The 17,973-nt window shown below is 59.2% G+C and carries 18 protein-coding genes and 2 pseudogenes; 11 read left to right on the top strand and 9 right to left on the bottom strand.

Annotation, left to right across the window (positions count from 1 at the left end; all coding sequences use genetic code 11):
- Positions 1 to 27: 27 nt before the first annotated feature.
- On the top strand, positions 28 to 1,026 hold the full coding sequence (locus tag SB725_RS13035; protein ID WP_027921421.1) for an NAD(P)H-quinone oxidoreductase: 999 nt from the start codon (positions 28 to 30) through the stop codon (positions 1,024 to 1,026).
- Between the two features lie 231 nt (positions 1,027 to 1,257).
- Positions 1,258 to 2,193: an alpha/beta hydrolase gene (locus SB725_RS13030; RefSeq protein WP_027921422.1), complete on the top strand. Its 936-nt coding sequence runs from the start codon at positions 1,258 to 1,260 to the stop codon at positions 2,191 to 2,193.
- On the opposite strand, the gene SB725_RS13025 is transcribed toward SB725_RS13030, so the two are convergent.
- Entirely contained in the window at positions 2,165 to 3,979 is a 1,815-nt protein-coding gene (locus tag SB725_RS13025; RefSeq protein WP_410921887.1) for an ABC transporter ATP-binding protein, read from the bottom strand. The genes SB725_RS13030 and SB725_RS13025 overlap by 29 nt on opposite strands.
- A 219-nt stretch (positions 3,980 to 4,198) precedes the next feature.
- Here SB725_RS13025 and SB725_RS13020 point away from each other — a divergent pair.
- The 3 genes and pseudogenes from SB725_RS13020 to SB725_RS13010 form a co-directional block, all read left to right on the top strand.
- Positions 4,199 to 4,354: pseudogene (locus SB725_RS13020) on the top strand (DUF6932 family protein); the annotation flags it as partial.
- Positions 4,355 to 4,378: 24 nt separating this feature from the next.
- Positions 4,379 to 4,510 (top strand): annotated as a pseudogene (locus SB725_RS13015) (integrase core domain-containing protein); the annotation flags it as partial.
- Positions 4,511 to 4,513: 3 nt separating this feature from the next.
- Complete coding sequence (locus SB725_RS13010) at positions 4,514 to 5,419, top strand: hypothetical protein (protein WP_027921424.1); 906 nt, start codon at positions 4,514 to 4,516, stop codon at positions 5,417 to 5,419.
- Between the two features lie 19 nt (positions 5,420 to 5,438).
- On the opposite strand, the gene SB725_RS13005 is transcribed toward SB725_RS13010, so the two are convergent.
- The gene (locus SB725_RS13005) at positions 5,439 to 6,455 is read right to left on the bottom strand and encodes an AraC family transcriptional regulator (protein WP_027921425.1); all 1,017 of its coding nucleotides are present in this window, start codon (positions 6,453 to 6,455) and stop codon (positions 5,439 to 5,441) included.
- 166 nt (positions 6,456 to 6,621) lie between these two features.
- Between SB725_RS13005 and SB725_RS13000 the strand changes: the two genes are divergently transcribed.
- The 4 genes from SB725_RS13000 to SB725_RS12985 all read left to right on the top strand — a co-directional run bounded on the left by SB725_RS13000 (position 6,622) and on the right by SB725_RS12985 (position 9,209).
- Complete coding sequence (locus tag SB725_RS13000; protein ID WP_027921426.1) at positions 6,622 to 7,473, top strand: 3-hydroxybutyryl-CoA dehydrogenase; 852 nt, start codon at positions 6,622 to 6,624, stop codon at positions 7,471 to 7,473.
- Complete coding sequence (locus tag SB725_RS12995) at positions 7,460 to 8,062, top strand: TetR/AcrR family transcriptional regulator (protein WP_027921427.1); 603 nt, start codon at positions 7,460 to 7,462, stop codon at positions 8,060 to 8,062. Before SB725_RS13000 ends, SB725_RS12995 begins: the two co-directional genes overlap by 14 nt.
- Before the next feature lie 181 nt (positions 8,063 to 8,243).
- Entirely contained in the window at positions 8,244 to 8,657 is a 414-nt protein-coding gene (locus SB725_RS12990; RefSeq protein WP_027921428.1) for a VOC family protein, read from the top strand.
- A 126-nt stretch (positions 8,658 to 8,783) separates the two neighbouring features.
- Positions 8,784 to 9,209, top strand: a complete 426-nt coding sequence (locus SB725_RS12985) for a hypothetical protein (protein ID WP_027921429.1) — start codon at positions 8,784 to 8,786, stop codon at positions 9,207 to 9,209.
- A 21-nt stretch (positions 9,210 to 9,230) separates the two neighbouring features.
- Here the strand turns inward: SB725_RS12985 and SB725_RS12980 are convergent, their stop codons facing one another.
- The 4 genes from SB725_RS12980 to SB725_RS12965 all read right to left on the bottom strand — a co-directional run bounded on the left by SB725_RS12980 (position 9,231) and on the right by SB725_RS12965 (position 12,025).
- The gene (locus tag SB725_RS12980) at positions 9,231 to 10,457 is read right to left on the bottom strand and encodes an RtcB family protein (protein WP_027921430.1); all 1,227 of its coding nucleotides are present in this window, start codon (positions 10,455 to 10,457) and stop codon (positions 9,231 to 9,233) included.
- Between the two features lie 16 nt (positions 10,458 to 10,473).
- Complete coding sequence (locus SB725_RS12975; protein WP_410921886.1) at positions 10,474 to 11,493, bottom strand: ABC transporter substrate-binding protein; 1,020 nt, start codon at positions 11,491 to 11,493, stop codon at positions 10,474 to 10,476.
- 79 nt (positions 11,494 to 11,572) lie between these two features.
- On the bottom strand, positions 11,573 to 11,788 hold the full coding sequence (locus tag SB725_RS12970) for a molybdopterin-binding protein (protein ID WP_027921432.1): 216 nt from the start codon (positions 11,786 to 11,788) through the stop codon (positions 11,573 to 11,575).
- Positions 11,789 to 11,890: 102 nt separating this feature from the next.
- Positions 11,891 to 12,025, bottom strand: a complete 135-nt coding sequence (locus SB725_RS12965; RefSeq protein WP_410921884.1) for a hypothetical protein — start codon at positions 12,023 to 12,025, stop codon at positions 11,891 to 11,893.
- A 73-nt stretch (positions 12,026 to 12,098) separates the two neighbouring features.
- Between SB725_RS12965 and SB725_RS12960 the strand changes: the two genes are divergently transcribed.
- Complete coding sequence (locus SB725_RS12960; protein WP_410921883.1) at positions 12,099 to 12,839, top strand: hypothetical protein; 741 nt, start codon at positions 12,099 to 12,101, stop codon at positions 12,837 to 12,839.
- A 291-nt stretch (positions 12,840 to 13,130) separates the two neighbouring features.
- Positions 13,131 to 13,337, top strand: coding sequence for a hypothetical protein (locus SB725_RS12955; protein ID WP_194939726.1), 207 nt, complete (start codon positions 13,131 to 13,133; stop codon positions 13,335 to 13,337).
- Positions 13,338 to 13,585: 248 nt separating this feature from the next.
- On the opposite strand, the gene SB725_RS12950 is transcribed toward SB725_RS12955, so the two are convergent.
- The 3 genes from SB725_RS12950 to SB725_RS12940 all read right to left on the bottom strand — a co-directional run bounded on the left by SB725_RS12950 (position 13,586) and on the right by SB725_RS12940 (position 17,972).
- On the bottom strand, positions 13,586 to 13,909 hold the full coding sequence (locus SB725_RS12950; RefSeq protein WP_027921435.1) for a hypothetical protein: 324 nt from the start codon (positions 13,907 to 13,909) through the stop codon (positions 13,586 to 13,588).
- Between the two features lie 539 nt (positions 13,910 to 14,448).
- A complete protein-coding gene (locus tag SB725_RS12945; protein WP_410921881.1) occupies positions 14,449 to 16,092 on the bottom strand; it encodes a fatty acid--CoA ligase in 1,644 nt (547 codons plus the stop codon).
- Positions 16,093 to 16,193: 101 nt separating this feature from the next.
- A complete protein-coding gene (locus SB725_RS12940) occupies positions 16,194 to 17,972 on the bottom strand; it encodes an acyl-CoA dehydrogenase C-terminal domain-containing protein (protein ID WP_410921879.1) in 1,779 nt (592 codons plus the stop codon).
- Between the last annotated feature and the right edge of the window lies 1 nt (position 17,973).

Here is a 17,973-nt window from a genome sequence, read left to right as displayed (position 1 = left end):
ATGACTTCTCTGTCCCAGGACTTCGACATGACCTTGCCTCAAACCATGACCCTGATTGAAATCACCGAGCCCGGCGGCCCCGAGGTGTTGAAGCCGCGTCAGGAGCCGGTGCCCACCCCGGCGGCGGGCGAAGTGTTGATTCGCGTGCACGCTGCGGGGATCAACCGCCCTGATGCGCTTCAACGTGCCGGCAAGTACCCGCTGAAACCCGGCATGAGCCCGTTCCCGGGGCTGGAAGTGGCCGGGGAAGTGGTGGCCATCGGCGCCGGCGTCAGCGAATTCATTGTTGGCGACAAGGTCTGCGCGCTGACCAACGGCGGCGGCTACGCGCAGTATTGCGTGGCACCGGCCGGCCAGACACTGCCGATCCCTGAGGGGATGGATTGGGTTCACGCGGCGGCAGTCCCGGAAACCTTCTTCACGGTGTGGGCCAACCTGTTCGAGATGGGCGGCGCCAGCAAAGGCCAGCGCGCCCTGATCCACGGCGGCACCAGTGGCATCGGCACCACCGCGTTGATGTTGTGCCGCGAGTTCGGGGTCAAGGCATTCGCCACGGCGGGCAGCGAGGACAAGTGTGCGGTGATCCGCCAGTTGGGGGCCGAGCCGATCAACTACCGCGACCAGGATTTCGCCGAGGTCATCGCGCAAAAAACCGCCGGCAAAGGCGTGAACGTGATCCTCGACATTATGGGCGGTTCGTACCTGAATCCCAATATTGCGGCGCTGGGCATGGAGGGTCGACTGGTGATGCTGGGCTTTCTTGGTGGTGCTCACGCCAAGGATGTCGATTTGCTGGCGATCATGGCCAAGCGCGCGATCATCACCGGTTCCCTGTTGCGCTCACGCACCCGCGAAGAAAAGGCCTCGATTGCTGAACAGTTGCGCGAGTACGTCTGGCCAGTGCTCGCCGCCGGGCGTTGCCTGCCGATGATCGACAAGGTGTATGCACTCAACGATGCGTCACAGGCCCATGCGCGGATGGAGGCTGGGGATCATGTTGGGAAGATTGTGTTGAAGGTGGATTGATCGGGATTTTTGCTTTGCCGGCAATGGCCCCATCGCGAGCAAGCTCGGCTCCCACAGTGGTTTTGTGAACACCGGGGATCCCATGTGGGACCGACGGTGCGACGATTCGACTTACCCGCGATGGGGCCTGATCGTTCACCCCACAACCTCGTACGGCTGTCGAAATTCTTCCCGCCCCCACCACGCATCTGTTAAAACCCGTCCTTTCCTGCTGATCTTCCGGACCATCGCATGTTGTCGAATTGGTTGAGCCGCTTAGGCCGTCGCTGGCTACCGTTGCTGTGCATGGCCGCGCTGATCGTCGGACTGCCGGTGAGTTGTGGCGTGCTCAAATACAAGGAACGCGAGCTGCTGTTTCGCATCGAGCCGGGCACCGCCGGTTGGTACCGCGGCCTGCCGAGCGATGTGCAGGAGTTCGACATCAAACCCGCCAGCTTCAAGGCCGGGCAAAACCTGCATGCCTGGTGGTGGCCAGCCGCGCGCCGGGATGCACCGTCGATCCTCTACCTGCACGGTGTGCGCTGGAACCTCACGGGCCAGGCGTTTCGCATCGAGCAATTGCGCGCCATGGGTTACTCGGTGCTGGCCATCGACTACCGAGGGTTCGGCCAAAGCAAAGGTGACCTGCCCTCGGAAGCCAGTGTTTACGAAGACGCCCGAGCGGCCTGGGAGCGTTTCACCCAGATGCAACCGGACGCCAACAAGCGCCTGATCTACGGCCATTCCCTGGGCGGCGCGGTGGCCATCGACCTCGCGGCAGACCTGGCCGCACAAGCGAAAAAGCACCATGACCCCGTGCCCGTGCGCGGCCTGGTGATCGAGTCCACGTTCACCTCGCTGGGCGATGCCGTGGCGCAAGTGGCCGACAGCAACCTGCCCGTGAAATGGCTGCCAGTGCGTTGGCTGGTGTCGCAGAAATTCGATTCCATCGACAAGATCGTCGGCATCGACATGCCGCTGCTGGTGGTCCACGGCCTGGCCGACCCGTTCATGCCTTCACGCTTCAGCCAGCAATTATTCAATGCCGCCAATGAACCCAAGCGCCTGCTGCTGGTGCCCGGAGGGACGCATAACAACAGCATGATTCTGGGTGGCAGTCAGTATCGCCAGGCAATCGATGGTTTGATGAAAGCCAAACCTAGCGGTAACCCCGGGCTTGCAGGTTGAACAGCTGCGCGTAACGCCCACCCGCCTCCACCAGGCTGTCGTGATCGCCACGCTCAAGGATCGTGCCCTGGTCCAGCACGATGATGTGGTCTGCATTGCGCACGCTGGAAAACCGATGGGAAATCAGCAACGTCATGCGACCTTCGGTGTGCTCGCTGAAATGCTCGAACACCGCCGCTTCCGCCGCCGGATCGAGGGCCGACGTCGGCTCATCGAGAATCAGGATATCGGCATTGCGGCGCATGTAGGCGCGCGATAACGCGATCTTTTGCCACTGCCCGCCGGACAATTCCTGCCCTCCGGCAAACCATCGTCCCAGCTGCGTGGCATACCCGCGATCCAGACGCTCGATGAACGGCGCGGCCATGCCTTGGGCCGCCGCATCCTGCCAGCGCTGTTCATCGTTGAACGCCAAGGTGTCGCCGACGCCGATGTTTTCGCCCACCGAGAATTGGTAGCGGATGTAATCCTGAAAGATCACGCCGATGCGCTGCCGCAGCGCGACCTCCTGCCATGTCTGCAAATCGCTGCCGTCGAGCAAAATGCGCCCTTGATCGGGGCGGTACAAACGGGTCAGCAACTTGATCAGTGTGGTCTTGCCCGAGCCGTTCTCCCCCACCAGCGCCAGGCTGCGCCCCGGCACCAGGTGCAGGTCAATGCTTTCCAATGCGGAATGACTCGCCCCCGGATACGTGAAGCCGACGTTCTCGAATCGCAGACCATCGCCAGGCACGGCACCTTCCGTGAGCGTCCCGGTATCGGCCACCACCGGTTCGGCCAGGTACTCGTAGAGATTCGACAGGTAAAGGCCATCTTCATAGAGCCCGCTGATGGCGCTCAAGCTGCTGCTGACGGCGGTTTGTCCCTGCTTGAACAACACCAGGTACATGGTCATTTGCCCCAGGGTGATCTGGCCGTGAACGGCATCGACCACCACCCACGCATACGCCAGGTAGAACGCCGCCGTGCCGAGCAGGCCTAGGACAAATCCCCAGCCATCGCGACGCAACGTCAAGCGGCGGTCTTCGGCGTAGAGCCGCGCGAAGGTGTCGCGATAACGCTGCAACAACAGCGGCGCGAAGCCGAACAGCTTGACCTCTTTGATGTACCCCTCGTGGGAAAGCAGCGTCTCGATGTAATTCTGCTGCCGGCTCTCCGGCGCCCGGCGGGTGAACAGCCGAAACGCATCCCCGGAAAAATGCGCCTCGGCGAAAAACACCGGCAATGCACCGACCACCAGCAGCACCAGCGCCCACGGCGAAAAGTGCACCAGCAACACGCCAAAGCTGATCAGCACAATCAGGTTCTGGATCAGCCCCAACGACTTCATCACCAACGCCAGCGGCCGGGTCGACGCCTCGCGCCGCACCCGCACCAGCTTGTCGTAAAACTCGGAGTTCTCGAACTGCACCAACGACAACGTCTGGGCTTTCTCCAGAATCATCGTGTTGACCTTCTGCCCCAACTGCACGCGCAACAGCGACTGCTGAACCGACAGCGCCCGCTGCGTACCGGACAACAACGCCAACACCCCCGCCTCCATCAACACATAACGCACCACCGGCCACAACGGCGCACTGCCCTGCTGCGCGTGCAACTGCATGGCGCTGAGCACTGCGTCGACGATGCGTTGACCGATCCAGGCGGCCAGCGCGGGGAGGACACCGGCAATCAGGGTGGCCAGGACCAGGCCGAGGAACAATCCACGGGAGGTGCCCCAAACCAGAAGCAAGGCGCGTCGGGCCTGGTCGAACAGAGCGGTGAGGCGGTTAAGGGCCGCTGGCATGGGGGGAAAGCTCGCAGAGGGCAAACAAGGTGACAGGGTACTTCAGCCCGGCAATGTGCGTGATGCGAATCAACTGTAACGTTTGTTCGCTTGACGCAAGAGGACGTCAGGATGAGGATCGACCGACTTTCAGATCACTGAGCAAGGAAGCCGGGATTGATACCTGAATGGAACCCGGAGGGACTTATCCCTCCCATCAATTAACAAAACCCTGCCGGGATGGATCGATCTCCCTATGAGGTTGATCTCTTGGCCTTCATAGAACGCTTCGCGATCAGTCAGGATCGATGTCAAATTCTGCATGGCTATCTCTCGCATCGCTCTGAGCTGCACAGGATGGGCATGGCTGAAGGATTCCAATGGCTGAACGGTAGTTTTGCAGAGAACATTGAGCTGATTGATCAGCGCGCGACCTACCTGACGTCATGGTTGCACGAGTACAACTGGCATCGCCCGCATGCCAGCCTGAGTTATTTGCCACCAATTAGCCGAATAGCATCCGTGAACAACGTGGTGGGTTTACACAGCTAGCACATGAATAGAAACGAATACCTGCACACGTCGGCAGAGCTCCTCTTTCTGGAGAAGCAGCTAGCCAAACCTGGGCTCAGCAAGCTATCCGCAATGTCCATTCGCTCTCGAATTGCGCAAGCGACATCAGCGCTTGAAGCGAATAGTCAGAACACGCACCAACCTGCGAAGGTCGTCATTACCTATCGTGGCGCCCCCGTTTTAGGTACTCAGGGGGTATTGGCCGAATTTGGTACGGCAGCAACGCAAGCGTTCAGTGAAGCTATTGCTACCATTGCGGCGTCAATCTCCGGAACTCTTGCCGATAAAGGCCCTATTCCAAATCGGTCAAACAATCAGTTACTCATAACGGGAACGGCGCTCGGCTCTTTTGGCTTCGAACTGGAGGAAGTCCCTCCTGCGGCGCAAGCGGAAATGGAAGGGATCTCTTTGGTTTCACAAGCCATCGACCTTATGACCGAGTTGCTCGAAGCCACGACGAAGAGTGATGAAGAACTCTCCGAACCGGTGTCGAGATTGGCCGATAGAGCCCTGTCGAGCGTCGCAGATTTTCTGGGGAAGCTGTCCAGCTACGACGCTTCTTGTTCTCTGACCACCCCCACCCGTCAATTTCAGTTCACAGACAGTGAACAGGTCCGCAAAAGCAAGACTCGGCTAAGCCTGGATAACATCCAGGAAACGACAGAGACGTTCACGGGTGAGTTTATTGGAGCGCTCCCGGATAAGCGGGCATTCGAATTTCGGACCATCGACGGTTTGGTTATTTACGGAGGTATCCCAAGAGCGATCCCCAATCCGAATGAGGTGAACGCGAATCTCTATAAAACCTACGACATAACATTAAGCGCCAAGCGAATCGGCTCCAGCAAACCTCGCTATATCCTTCAGCGCTTTCCTTGGAATGACTGATACACCAGAACAGTCGACTTTACTCCACACCCACCTGAAACCGCGCCCGATACCGCCCCGGGCTCTCCCCCGTCCATTTCTTGAACGCTCGATGAAACGCGCTCGGTTCCTGAAAGCCCAGCCGTTCAGCGATGTCGCTGATGCTCGCCTTGCTCTGGCGTAATTGTTCAAACGCCACGCCGCGCCGTACTTCGTCCTTGATCTCCTGATACGAGCAGCCTTCGCGCTCGAGTTTGCGGCGGAAAGTGCTGGGGCTCAGGTGTTGTTCGAGGGCGAAATCCTGCAGGGTCGGCCATTCGCTGTAGTCGCTGTTGCGCAGGCGCTGGTGGACTTGCGAGGCCAGGCCGTGTTGGTTGCGGAAACGGATCACCAGCCATTGCGGGGCCGTGCGCAGGAATACTTTGAGTGAGGCCAGGTCTTGCACCACCGGCAGGCGCAGGTAGTGGCTGGCGAATTCGATTTCGGTGCGCTCGGCGCCGAAGGTCAGGTTGGGGCCCCACAGCAGGCGGTCGTCACTGAGGGACACGCGCTCATGGCGGAAGTCCGCGCGGTCGATGGGAATGCGTCGTCCGCCGAGCCAGCACAGCAGGCTGATCATCAGCACCAGGAACGTCTCTTCGCCGAAACGGCTGACGTCGTCGTTTTGCGCGTGGGTGTCGAGGCTGATGATTGCGCGCTTGCCGCGCACGCTCAGGGTGCCGCGGAAGTCGCGCAGGAACAGGCCGAAATTGGCCAGGCACTGGCGCATGGCTTTGTGCAGGTCGGGTTCTTGAATCAAGGCGCGGCAGATCAAGGCGAAGCTGCCCGGCGGCATGCCGTGGGAGTCGAGCCGGAAAAACTCGTCGTTCAACTCGCGGATCTGAATCAGCCACAGCTCGGCGAACGCGCTGGCCGGCACCCGCGCCGTGGGATCAGCCATCAACGCCGGGTCGATACCGGCCTGTTCCAGCACAGCCGTCAGGCGCTGCGAATCTCCTCCCAGAGCGTGGATCATGGCCTGCACGAAATAAACGGCAACCGAGTCGTTTTCCCGCATGTGAACGTTTCGCTCCCTGACACTTGAATGGCAAAAAACACCAGCAGCGTTGAACAGTTGCGGCATAGGACAACTGAACGGCCGGTTCTAGACTCGCGGCCAATAGTACGCCTTCGACCGTTGTGACGGCCAAGGTATCGCAAGGTATGAGTGGAAGGACGGCAAGATGAATCTGCAAAACATCGGCGTGATCGGCGCGGGCACCATGGGCAACGGGATTGCGCAGGTCTGTGCGCTGGCCGGCTTCACCGTGACCCTGATCGACATCTCCGAAAGCGCCCTGCAAAAAGCGCTGGCCACCGTCAGCAAAAACCTCGATCGCCAGGTCGCCAAGGCAACGCTGACCGAGGAACAGAAGCACGTCGCCCTCGACAGGATTCGCACCAGCACCCAATACGACAGCCTGAAAAACGCGCAACTGGTGATCGAAGCGGCCACCGAAAACCTTGACCTGAAACTGCGCGTGCTGCAACAAATCGCCGCGCAGGTCAGTGCCGAGTGCGTGATTGCCTCCAACACCTCGTCGCTGTCGATTACCCAACTCGCCGCCAGCGTCAGCCAGCCTGAGCGTTTCATCGGCCTGCACTTCTTCAACCCGGTGCCGGTGATGGGCCTGATTGAAGTGATTCGCGGCCTGCAAACCAGCGACGCCACCCATGCCCTGGCCCTGGACATGGCGACCACCTTGGGCAAAACCGCGATCACCGCCGGCAACCGCCCGGGTTTCGTGGTCAACCGGATTCTGGTGCCGATGATCAACGAAGCCATTCTGGTGTTCCAGGAAGGACTGGCCAGTGCCGAAGACATCGACGCGGGCATGCGCCTGGGCTGCAACCAGCCGATCGGCCCGCTGGCCCTGGCCGACCTGATCGGCCTGGATACCTTGCTGGCCATCATGGAAGCCTTCTACGACGGCTTCAACGACAGCAAATACCGCCCGGCTCCGCTGCTCAAGGAAATGGTCGCCGCCGGTTATCTGGGTCGTAAAACAGGACGTGGCTTCCATGCCTATGCCTGAGCGTTGCTCGCGCTTTGCCGAGTACCGGGACAAAGTGCTGGAGTTGTTTGCCAGCAAGGGTTTCGGTCAGGTCGGCATGCGTGAGCTGGCGACGTGCCTGGGGCTTTCCGCGGGCTCGTTGTATCACCATTACCCGAGCAAGCAGCACTTGCTGCTCGACCTGATCGAGGAGTTCTACGAAGAGCTGCTGGCGACCCTGGATCGCCTCGATCAAAAGGGCCCGGCGAAACGCGACAAGCTGCAAAACCTGATCCGTGCGCATTTGAATCTGCACCGGGAAATGCCGTGGCATTTTCGTCTGGCGGAACGCGACAGCGGTTGCCTCAATGACGAGCAACAGGCGCGCGTCCGGCAATTGCGCGAGCAATACGAACACCGCCTGCTGCTGATGCTCGGCACCAAACCGCGGGTCGGTGAACAGGCGAGACGCGCCACAGCACACGCCATCGCCAATTTGCTCAACAGCGCCCCCAGTTGGTTGATGCAACATCCGCTGAACGACCATGAGCGCGATGAACTGCTGGAAAACATGGTGAGCGGGGCCATTGAGCGTCTACTGCGGCCTTCGGCGCCACGCGCGGTGGCGTGAGCACCTGATGCAAGGTCAGGTGCACGCGTGTCCAGGCGATAAAACACCCCGCTTCAATAGAAAAATCATCTAAACGAATTTTGCCAAACCCTCCCTCTAACGCTTTGCTAATGGCGTCCAATTACTGTGGGCCGGGGGTCGATCAGCCACGCCCGGCCTCCTTCGTTACCGGGAGCACACCATGAAAATCAACCCCTACCTGATCTTCAACGGCGACTGCAAAGCGGCGTTCACTTTCTATGAGAAAAGTTTGCCCGGCAAGATCGAAGCCATGATGACCTTCGGTGAAACCCCGGCCGGCGAGCACGTGCCGACAGACCTTCATAACCTGATCATTCACACCCGCCTGGTGGTGGGCGATCAGGCGATCATGGGGTCTGACACCACACCGGATCGTCCCGTCGATGACATGGCCGGTTTTTCGGTGTCGCTGAATGTCGACAGCATCGCCGAAGCGGAACGGGTCTTTAATGCCTTGTCGGAAGACGGCACCGTGCAAATGCCGCTGGAACAGACGTTTTGGGCGGCGCGTTTCGGCATGCTGGTGGACCGGTTCGGCGTGTCGTGGATGGTCAACTGCGAGAAGGATCAGTAACACGCTTTGGCCTCCGGCCTGAAAAAGCCCAACCTGCGAACGTTGGGCTTTCTGGCAACTCCCGGACCGTCTGCTACCGTCAACAAGCCACCCGCGTGGCAACGGATTGTTCGGAGGACACCCGCTATGCCTGCCCATGCCCCTTGGTCCACCCGCTGCAAAATGTCGCTGCTGGCGGGAGGGCTCGCCGCCGCCCTGCTCGCGCTCAATGGCTGCGCCACCGTCGATGCCCAGACCACAGCCTATGTGGGTGTCGAACATCCGGCCCCAACACTGGCCAGTGAAGTGGTGGTGTTGCGCACCGAGCCCCTTCGCCCGCATGTTCGGTTGGGTGAAGTGCTGATCGATGCCAGCGTCGACCCAGCCCCGCCGATTACACAGGTTGAAGAAAAGCTGCGGGAGGAATCCGCCAAGCTTGGCGGCGATGCCGTGGTCGTGGTTTACGACCATATCGGGACCGTCGGCGCGTATGTCAGCGGGCCGCTGTGGAGCCGCGACATCGAAACGATTCAGGGCCGCAAGCTCAAAGGCATCGTGATCAAGTACAAGTAATCGCTCGGTGAGTGGAAGTGTTCAGCCCTTGACGCACACCACCTGGCGCAAGGTGTGCAGCACTTCCACCAGTTCGCGCTGGGCGTGCATCACGTCGTCGATGTTTTTGTAGGCCATCGGGATTTCATCGATCACCGCCGCATCCTTGCGACATTCCACGTGGGCGGTGGCGCGAACCTGATCCTGGACGGTGAACAGACTTTTCGCCTTGGTGCGGCTCATGGTGCGGCCGGCGCCGTGGCTGCAGGAGCAGAACGACTGCTCATTGCCGAGTCCGCGAACGATAAAACTTTTCGCGCCCATCGACCCCGGAATGATTCCCAACTCGCCCTTCTTCGCCGACACCGCACCTTTGCGAGTGACCAGGATGTCCTCGCCGAAGTGCCGCTCTTTTTGCACGTAGTTGTGGTGACAGTTCACCGCTTCCAGCGCCGCCTCGAAGGGTTTCCTGATCACTTGCCGGGTCGCTTGAATCACCGATTGCATCATCAGCGCACGGTTCTGTCTGGCAAAATCCTGCGCCCAACCCACGGCTTCAACGTAATCGTCAAAGTGCCGACTGCCTTCCTTGAAATAGGCCAGGTCACGGTCCGGCAAGTTGGCGAGGTGCTGTCGCATGTCGGCCTGGGCCAGTTGGATGAACAGGTTTCCGATGGCATTGCCGACCCCGCGAGAACCACTGTGCAGCATGAACCAGACCCGGTCGGTCTCATCCAGGCACACTTCAATAAAGTGGTTACCGCTGCCCAACGTGCCCAAATGCCCACGGTTGTTGGTGTGGGCGAGTTTCGGGTACTTATCGGTGATTGCCTTGAACCGTGAAGCCAGCGCCGACCAGGCATGATCGGCCTGTTTCGGAACACTGTCCCAGGCGCCTTTGTCCCGGACGCCACGTCCCAGCGTGCGGCCATGGGGCACCGCTCTCTCGATGGCGCTGCGCAAACCGTGCAGGTTGTCGGGCAAATCCGCAGCGGTCAGCGTGGTGCAGGCGGCGATCATGCCGCAGCCTATATCGACGCCGACGGCCGCCGGGATGATCGCGCCCACGGTCGGAATCACGCTGCCGATGGTCGAGCCCTTGCCCAGGTGCACGTCAGGCATCACCGCCAGATGCTTGAAGATGAACGGCATCTTCGCGGTGTTGATCAGTTGCTGCCGGGCTTCGTTTTCGACCGGGACGCCTTCGGTCCAGAGCTTGATCGGCTTGCCGTTGGCGACGTCCAGCCGTTGGTAGGTCGGGGTTTGCATGATGTTCGAGCGTGTCTCAACTGCCTGCACCGCCATGTGCTTCCTCAAAGAAATAGTCTTTCCAGCTGTCTGCCTTGTTTTTCAGCACCCCTAACGTCTGCAATTGCTCGGCATAGATATAGGTTCGCTGTGGCACCACGGTGAAATCGATTTCCGGGTCGGCGACGATTTTCTCAACCAATGGCAAGGATAGTTTCGATTGCTCCACGCGGATATAGGTCTGGGCCGCTGCGGGCTTGTCAGCCTTGATAATCTGCTCTGCCTCGGCCAGCGCTGCGTAAAACGCTTTGTAGGTTTTCGGGTTTTCGTCGTGGAATTTTTCGGTGGTGTACAACACGTTGAACGTGGCCTGGCCACCCAGTACGTCGTAGGAACTCAGCACCTTGTGCACGTTGGGACTTTGCAGTTCCTGGTACTGGAACGGCGGGCTGGAGAAGTGTGAGTTGATCTCTGAACCGCCGGCGATCAGCGCCGACGTTGCATCGGGGTGGGCCAGGCTGATCGAGATATCGTCAAACTTCTTGAAATTGTCCACGCCAAACTGTTTGGCCGTTTCGATCTGCAAGGTGCGCGACTGGAAACCTACCCCCGCCGCCGGCACCGCGATTCGGTCCTTTTCGGTGAAGTCCTTGAGGCTTTTCACATTCGGATTATTGGTCAGCAGGTAATTGGGCATCGACCCCAGCGAGGCAATGGCCTTGACGTTTTGCTTGCCCTTGGTCCGGTCCCAGATCGTCAGCATCGGCGGCACGCCGGCCGACACCACATCCAGCGCCCCGGCCAGCAGCGCTTCGTTCATGGCGGTGGCCCCGGAGATGCTGTTCCAGTCGACCTTGATGTCGAGGCCCTGCTCCTTGCCGTGTTTTTCGATGAGCTGCTGGTCGCGCACCACATCCAGAATCAGGTAACCGATACCAAATTGCTGGGCAATGCTGATTTTGCCTTCGGCCTGAACCACCGGGCTGAGTAATGCGCTCAGCACCACCACGGAAGTGGCGAACAGGGTTAGTGCGGAGCGCTTGAAAGGTGTCGTCATGAAAACCTCGGGGGTGACTGGCCAATGCCGATAAATTAAGGAATGGCACAACCTACAAAGTATGTGTTGGCTGGGGGCTTCAGAGCTTGGCGATCGAGACTTCGGTGGATTTAACGAAGGCAATCACTTCGCTGCCCACTTTCAGTTCAAGGTCGCGCACCGAACGGGTGGTGATCACTGAGGTGACGATGCCGGAGGCGGTTTGCACGTCGATTTCGGACACCACTTCGCCTTGGACGATTTCCTTGATAACGCCCTTGAACTGGTTCCGGACGTTAATCGCTTTGATGGTCATGATGAGGCTTCCTGTCTGATGTCGGGCCAATACGCACAAAATGTGCAGGCCTCCAACGTGCACCCATCAGGCAAGCAATAAAAGGAATATATAATTATCTATTTATTCTTTTTTGATATAACAAAGCCCACTCTCGCTCCCTGCTTTCAGGCGAAACAGACGACCTTGGCCATTAGATTGCCATCCCCCTTGATTTCGCTCAAAATTGACAGCTAACGCTTCGATAATGGACTCCATGAAGCGCCCTTCCCTATTTCAATCTCTCTCGATGGGCAACAACGCCCGTCGACGAAATCACTCAAGGATTTACATGGAAACCGCACTGCCACCGAAGAAAATCTCCGGTCTTATCACGCGCATCATGGGCGGCATCAGTGCACTGCTGGCTGCTATGTGGGGGTTGATCACCTATGTGTTTCCAGACCCTACCGTGTTCGGGCTGAGCTTTCTGAACTGGAAAAACGTGATCCTGTTCATGAGTGCCTTTGTTTTTCTGTCGGTCATTTTCCTGGGCTGGTATGCCAGCCGCCTCCCGCAGATGCTCAAAGGTGCAATGCTGGTGATCCTCTCGGCGGGCCTGGCGGTGATTTTTTTCGCATTGGGTGGTGAATACGCAAAACCGAGTTTCGACTTCGCCCGTAACCAGCAGAAATTCATCGAGAACGGCGGTGCCAGTATGTTGGGCAAACGCATCGAGGTGATTGACGGTGTGCGCATCGAACTGTTGGGCTGCGAGAAAATCGGGCGTTCGCCCAACTGTGATTTCGAGCTGACGAATACCCGCCTGGACGGTGAATTTCACTTCAACTCCGACACAAGTCTGTTCGAAGAAACCGGTGGGGCGCTGAACATCGACAAGATGCAGGTAGGCTCTTCAAAGTTCATGAACCGCGAAACCTTCCCGGTTGTGCGCGGCGTACCCACGCGGGTGAGATTGGCGTTTGAGCAAGGACGCGGTGATCTACAAAATTCCCCTGCACTCAAGCTGAGCCTGCGGACCAATCACGGCGATGACAGCGTCGTGAAATTCAACGACGTCGAGATCAAGTAAGCGACGTTACAGAGCATTCGCGACACCGTATGCGCAGTCGAAAGGCGCATACGGTCATTTAAACCGCTGCAACTTTCATAAACTCTCCGACGACACGCCCAGAAACTTTCTTGTCCTTTCAACCATTCGTCGCTTGGTAAATCGTGTCGCGCAATGCACGAGACGCTCTGGCGCAGGGATTGCAGAGGCCGGTCGTAGCCGCCCGGAAACGACGTAAATCTGACGCGACGACAATCCACTCAACATTTAAGGACCCCAGCGAAACGCCTGGTGAGTCACCGGAGATTTAACGTGTCAACCCTCAGTGAAATCGCAGCGAACCACGCGAGAATGGTTAAATTACAGGCACAAGAGTCGTCCGGATTGAGTGAGCGGCACGTTCAAATTGTGGGGTGCTTCGAAGTGCCCGTCATGGAAGAACAACAGCACATCCCCTTGCACTTGATCGCTGGTGTGCAGGACAACCACCTCGCCCAGGCTGCGGGTTACTTGCTCTGAGTGAGTTTTTGCACCAAGGAGTGGCACCCACTGGTGGGTGACCCCTCCTTGCGCATGTGCTTTGCGGTGAGTCGCTATTGCGAAAGCATCGATCGTTGCGACGATCGTTCCCTCGCTCTGCGTGGGAACGCCTCAAGGGACGCTCCGCGTTCCAGCCATACTGCCGGTGTCGAGCCGGGCACCCGTTTGACGCAGAGCGTCATGGGCTGCATGCCCACGCAGAGCGTGGGAACGATTATTCAGCGGCGCTAATCCGAAGCCTGCGCCCGCAATCGCCGCCCCACTACATCCAGCACATCACAGCCATCGCGCAATGGGATGGCGCACAGCAGCGCAAAGTCGCTGAGGATGAAGGATTCGCACTCGACTGAACCGCGCATCGACATGTTTTCCAGTACCTGGGTGACGGCGCGAATCCGGTAGTTGGCAGCTTCGTATAAAACATCGAGCGGCGCGTGGGTGTCGACGAACAGCGTGGGCATGTCGGTGCAGTTGCTGGTGAGCGCCATGAAGCGGCTTTTGGGGTGGGGAATGGGTTTTTCGTAGGGTGGATCGGGGTGAAGGGTTTTCATTTTTTCAGACCTTGGGCGGATAAATTTAAGCTACCAACGGCCTTCCTACGGGCTTGGGTGGCAGCCGTACGCGGGAGTAGGAAACTGAGGATCCACCAAACTCAGCCACGCCGAAGCGTGTCCCGCGCACAGCCGCCGCGAACGATCTTACGGACACTAAGTAAGTGCCGCAATCACACGACAGCGCTGACGCGCGGTGAAAATCCAAGGGTTCCTACACCCTGCCACTGCATTTGCAGCGACAGCCAAAGACTATCCATGGATCTCACTTCGCACCAGTTCATCAAAGCCGCCACAACTTGAAGGAAACTTCCGACGACCTTGCCCAGAAATTTCGCCCTCGCGCAGCGTTTTGAGCGCGCGAGACTTTGCGGGAGATCAATCAGGAAAGCAGTCAGAGAAGTAGGAAAACGGCGTAGGCCAAATCCTTAAATAACACCACACAATCAACAAGCAACCCCAAACGAAAACGTGGCGTGAGGTCTCCCCCACGCCACGTTCTTTTATCGACCCAACGAGCCGGACAACTGCTTCAACCGTCAGCCCGCCTCACTCTCCCGAATCAGCTTCTTGTTGATCTTCCCGACACTGGTCTTGGGAATCTCGGCCACGAACTTGAACTGCTTCGGAATCGCCCATTTGTTGATACGCCCACTCTCGACAAATGTCTGCAGGTGCGTCTCGAGGATTTGCTTGTCGAGGTACTGACCCGGCTCGCACACCACCATCGCCATGGGCCGTTCGCCCCACTGCTCATCGACGATGCCGACGACCGCGACAGACATCACCGCCGCGTGTTCGCTGATCAGGCTCTCCAGTTCCAGCGAGCTGATCCACTCGCCCCCGGTCTTGATCACATCCTTGATGCGGTCCTTGATTTCCACGCCGCCCATCGAGTCGATGGAAGCCATGTCGCCCGTGTGCATCCAGCCGTCGAGCCAGAGCTCGGCGCCCTTTGCCGGTTCTTTCAAATAACCCTGGGTCAGCCACGGTGCGCGGACCACGATTTCGCCGAGAGACTCACCGTCATGGACCACATCGTTGCCGCTGGCATCGACGATTTTCAGGTCAACCATGGGCACCGGGGTGCCGGTTTTGATGCGGGTTGCCAATTGGTCTTGCATGGGTTGCTTGAGCACGTCGTCACGCAGGTAACTCAGGCACAGCAACGGGCAGGTTTCCGACATGCCGTAACCGCTGTGCACCACCATGCCTTTGGCGCTGGCTTCGCTGGCGATACCGAGGGTCAGCGCACTGCCGCCGAGGAGCATTTTCCAGCCCTCGAAACGGGTTTGCTTCCCGGCCTCGCAGTTCAGGATCATTTGCAGAATGGTCGGCACACAATGGGAGAAGGTGACCTTCTCCTCACGATACAACCGGACCAGGCTGTTGGGTTCGTAGCGGCCCGGATAAACCTGCTTCAGCCCCATCAGCGTGGCGACATACGGCACGCCCCACGCATGCACGTGAAACATCGGCGTGATCGGCATGTACACGTCATCGGAACGCAGCAGCGGCTGGCCTTGATACACGCCCAGCGTGCCAACGGCATTCAGGGTGTGCAGGACCAGTTGGCGATGGGTGAAGTACACGCCTTTCGGGTCGCCGGTGGTGCCGGTGGTGTAGAACAGGGTCGCCACCGAGTTCTCGTCGAAATCGGGGAAGTCGTACTGGTCTGATGCCAGCGACAGCAAATGCTCATATTCACCCAGCACCGGCAACGAGGTGCTGGCGGCGCTGTCATCGGTGAGTTGGAGATAGCCTTTGACGGTGGTCAACCGATCCTGGACCTGCTCGAGCAACGGCAGGAAATCATCATGCACCAGCACCAGATCGTCATCGGCGTGGTTCATGGTGAACAGCACCTGATCCGGCGACAGACGAATGTTCACCGTATGCAGCACCGCGCCGATCATCGGCACGGCGAAGAAGCATTCCAGGTAGCGATGGCTGTCCCAGTCCAGCAGTGCCACGGTGTCCCCGGCTTTCACGCCGGCGGCCGTCAAGGCGTTGGCCAGTTTGCGGATGCGTTTGTTGAGGGTCTGGTAGTCGTAGCGCAGTTTGTCGGCGTAGACGATTTCGCGACCCGGTTCGTAGCGCGCACCGGACAGCAATAATTGCTTGATCAGCAAGGGATAGGCGTAGGCGCCATCGGCGGGCGGGATTATTTTTGTCGCCATCATGTTTGGGTTCCTGGTCCTTATGTTATTGGCTCAGAGCCCCTCGATGCACTCAGTTGCAATCGACTCCCGACGCGGAGTCGGGAGTCGCGGGGGCCTGGCGATCAGAACTGCGCGGCGTCCAGCTCGTAGAGGCACTCGCTGCCGGCCTTGACCGATGCGCTCAATGAATGGATGCGTGGCAGCAGGCGGGCGAAGTAGAAGCGTGCGGTGGCCAGTTTGCTGACGTAGAAGTCGTCCTCGGCCTGCTTGCCGATGGCGGTCTTGGCCATCAGTGCCCACATGTAGGCGTAGGCGACGTAGCCGAAGGTTTGCAGGTACTCGACCGAGGCTGCGCCGATTTCATTCGGGTTGTTTTTCGCCCGGTCGAGCACCCACGCGGTCAATTCGTCGAGGACGTCCACGGCGGCGTTCAACGGCTTGCTGAACTCACTGAACTCGGCGTTGGCGCTGGCGGCGAAGTGGCGAACCTCGGAGGCGAACAAGCGGTAAAGCGCCCCGCCGCTGCCGACGATCTTGCGCCCGACCAGGTCCAGCGACTGGATGCCGTTGGTGCCTTCGTAAATCTGGGTGATGCGCACGTCACGCACCAACTGCTCCTGGCCCCACTCGCGGATGTAGCCGTGGCCGCCGAAAATCATCTGACCGTGCAATGTGGTTTCGAGGCCCATGTCGGTGAGAAACGCCTTGGCCACCGGGGTCAACAGCGAGACCAATTCCTGTGCACGACTGCGCGTGGTCGCGTCTTCACTGTACTTGGCCGTGTCCAGTTGCAGGGCCACGTAGCTGGAGAACGCACGGCCTCCTTCGTTCAAGGCTTTCATGGTCAACAACATGCGGCGCACGTCCGGGTGGACGATGATCGGGTCGGCGGCCTTGTCCTTGTTCTGCGCACCGGTTGGCGCACGGCTTTGCAGACGGTCACGGGCGTACTCGACAGCGTTCTGGTACGAGCGCTCGCCCAAGGACAGCCCCTGAATGCCGACGCCCAGACGCTCGTAGTTCATCATGGTGAACATCGCCGCCAGGCCCTTGTTCGGCGCGTCGACGATCCAGCCAGTGGCGCCGTCGAAGTTCATCACGCAGGTGGCGGAGGCCTTGATGCCCATCTTGTGCTCGATGGACCCGCAGGACAGCGCGTTGCGCTCGCCCAGGGAACCGTCGTCGTTGACCAGCACCTTGGGCACCAGGAACAGGGAAATACCTTTAGGACCGGCCGGTGCATCCGGCAGTCGGGCCAGTACCAGGTGAATGATGTTTTCGGTCAGGTCGTGCTCACCGCCGGTGATGAAAATCTTGCTGCCGCTGACTTTATAGCTGCCGTCGGCCTGAGGCTCGGCGCGGGTACGAATCAAGCCCAGGTCGGTGCCGGCGTGGGCTTCGGTCAGGCACATCGAACCGGTCCAGGTGCCGGCATACATGTTCGGCAAATAACGCTGCTTGAGCTCTTCACTGGCGTGGGCATTGATCGACAGGCACGCGCCGGCCGTCAGCATCGGGTAGAGGCCGAAGGACAGGCCGGCCGAGTTGACCATCTCTTCGACCTGCGCCGAAATCGCCTTGGGCATGCCCATGCCGCCGAACTGCGGATCACCGCCCACGCCGACCCAACCACCCTCGGCGAACGCCTGGTACGCGGCGACAAAACCGTCCGGCGCGATGACTTTGCCGTTGTTCCAGGTGCAGCCTTGTTCGTCGCCATTGCGGTTCAGCGGTGCAATCACTTCACCAGTGATCTTGCCGGCCTCTTCGAGGATCGCGGCAGCCGTCTCTTCATCAATCACCTCGGCCAGGCCAGGTAATGTCGCCCACAGACTGGACACCTCAAAGACTTCATTGAGGACGAAGCGCATGTCGCGCAAGGGAGCTTTGTATTCGGACATA

Source organism: Pseudomonas sp. SIMBA_041 (assembly GCF_046535095.1).
Lineage (GTDB): Bacteria > Pseudomonadota > Gammaproteobacteria > Pseudomonadales > Pseudomonadaceae > Aquipseudomonas > Aquipseudomonas mucoides.
The sequence above is the reverse complement of the archived record's forward strand: the minus strand, read 5'-3'. Positions and strand labels throughout refer to the sequence as shown.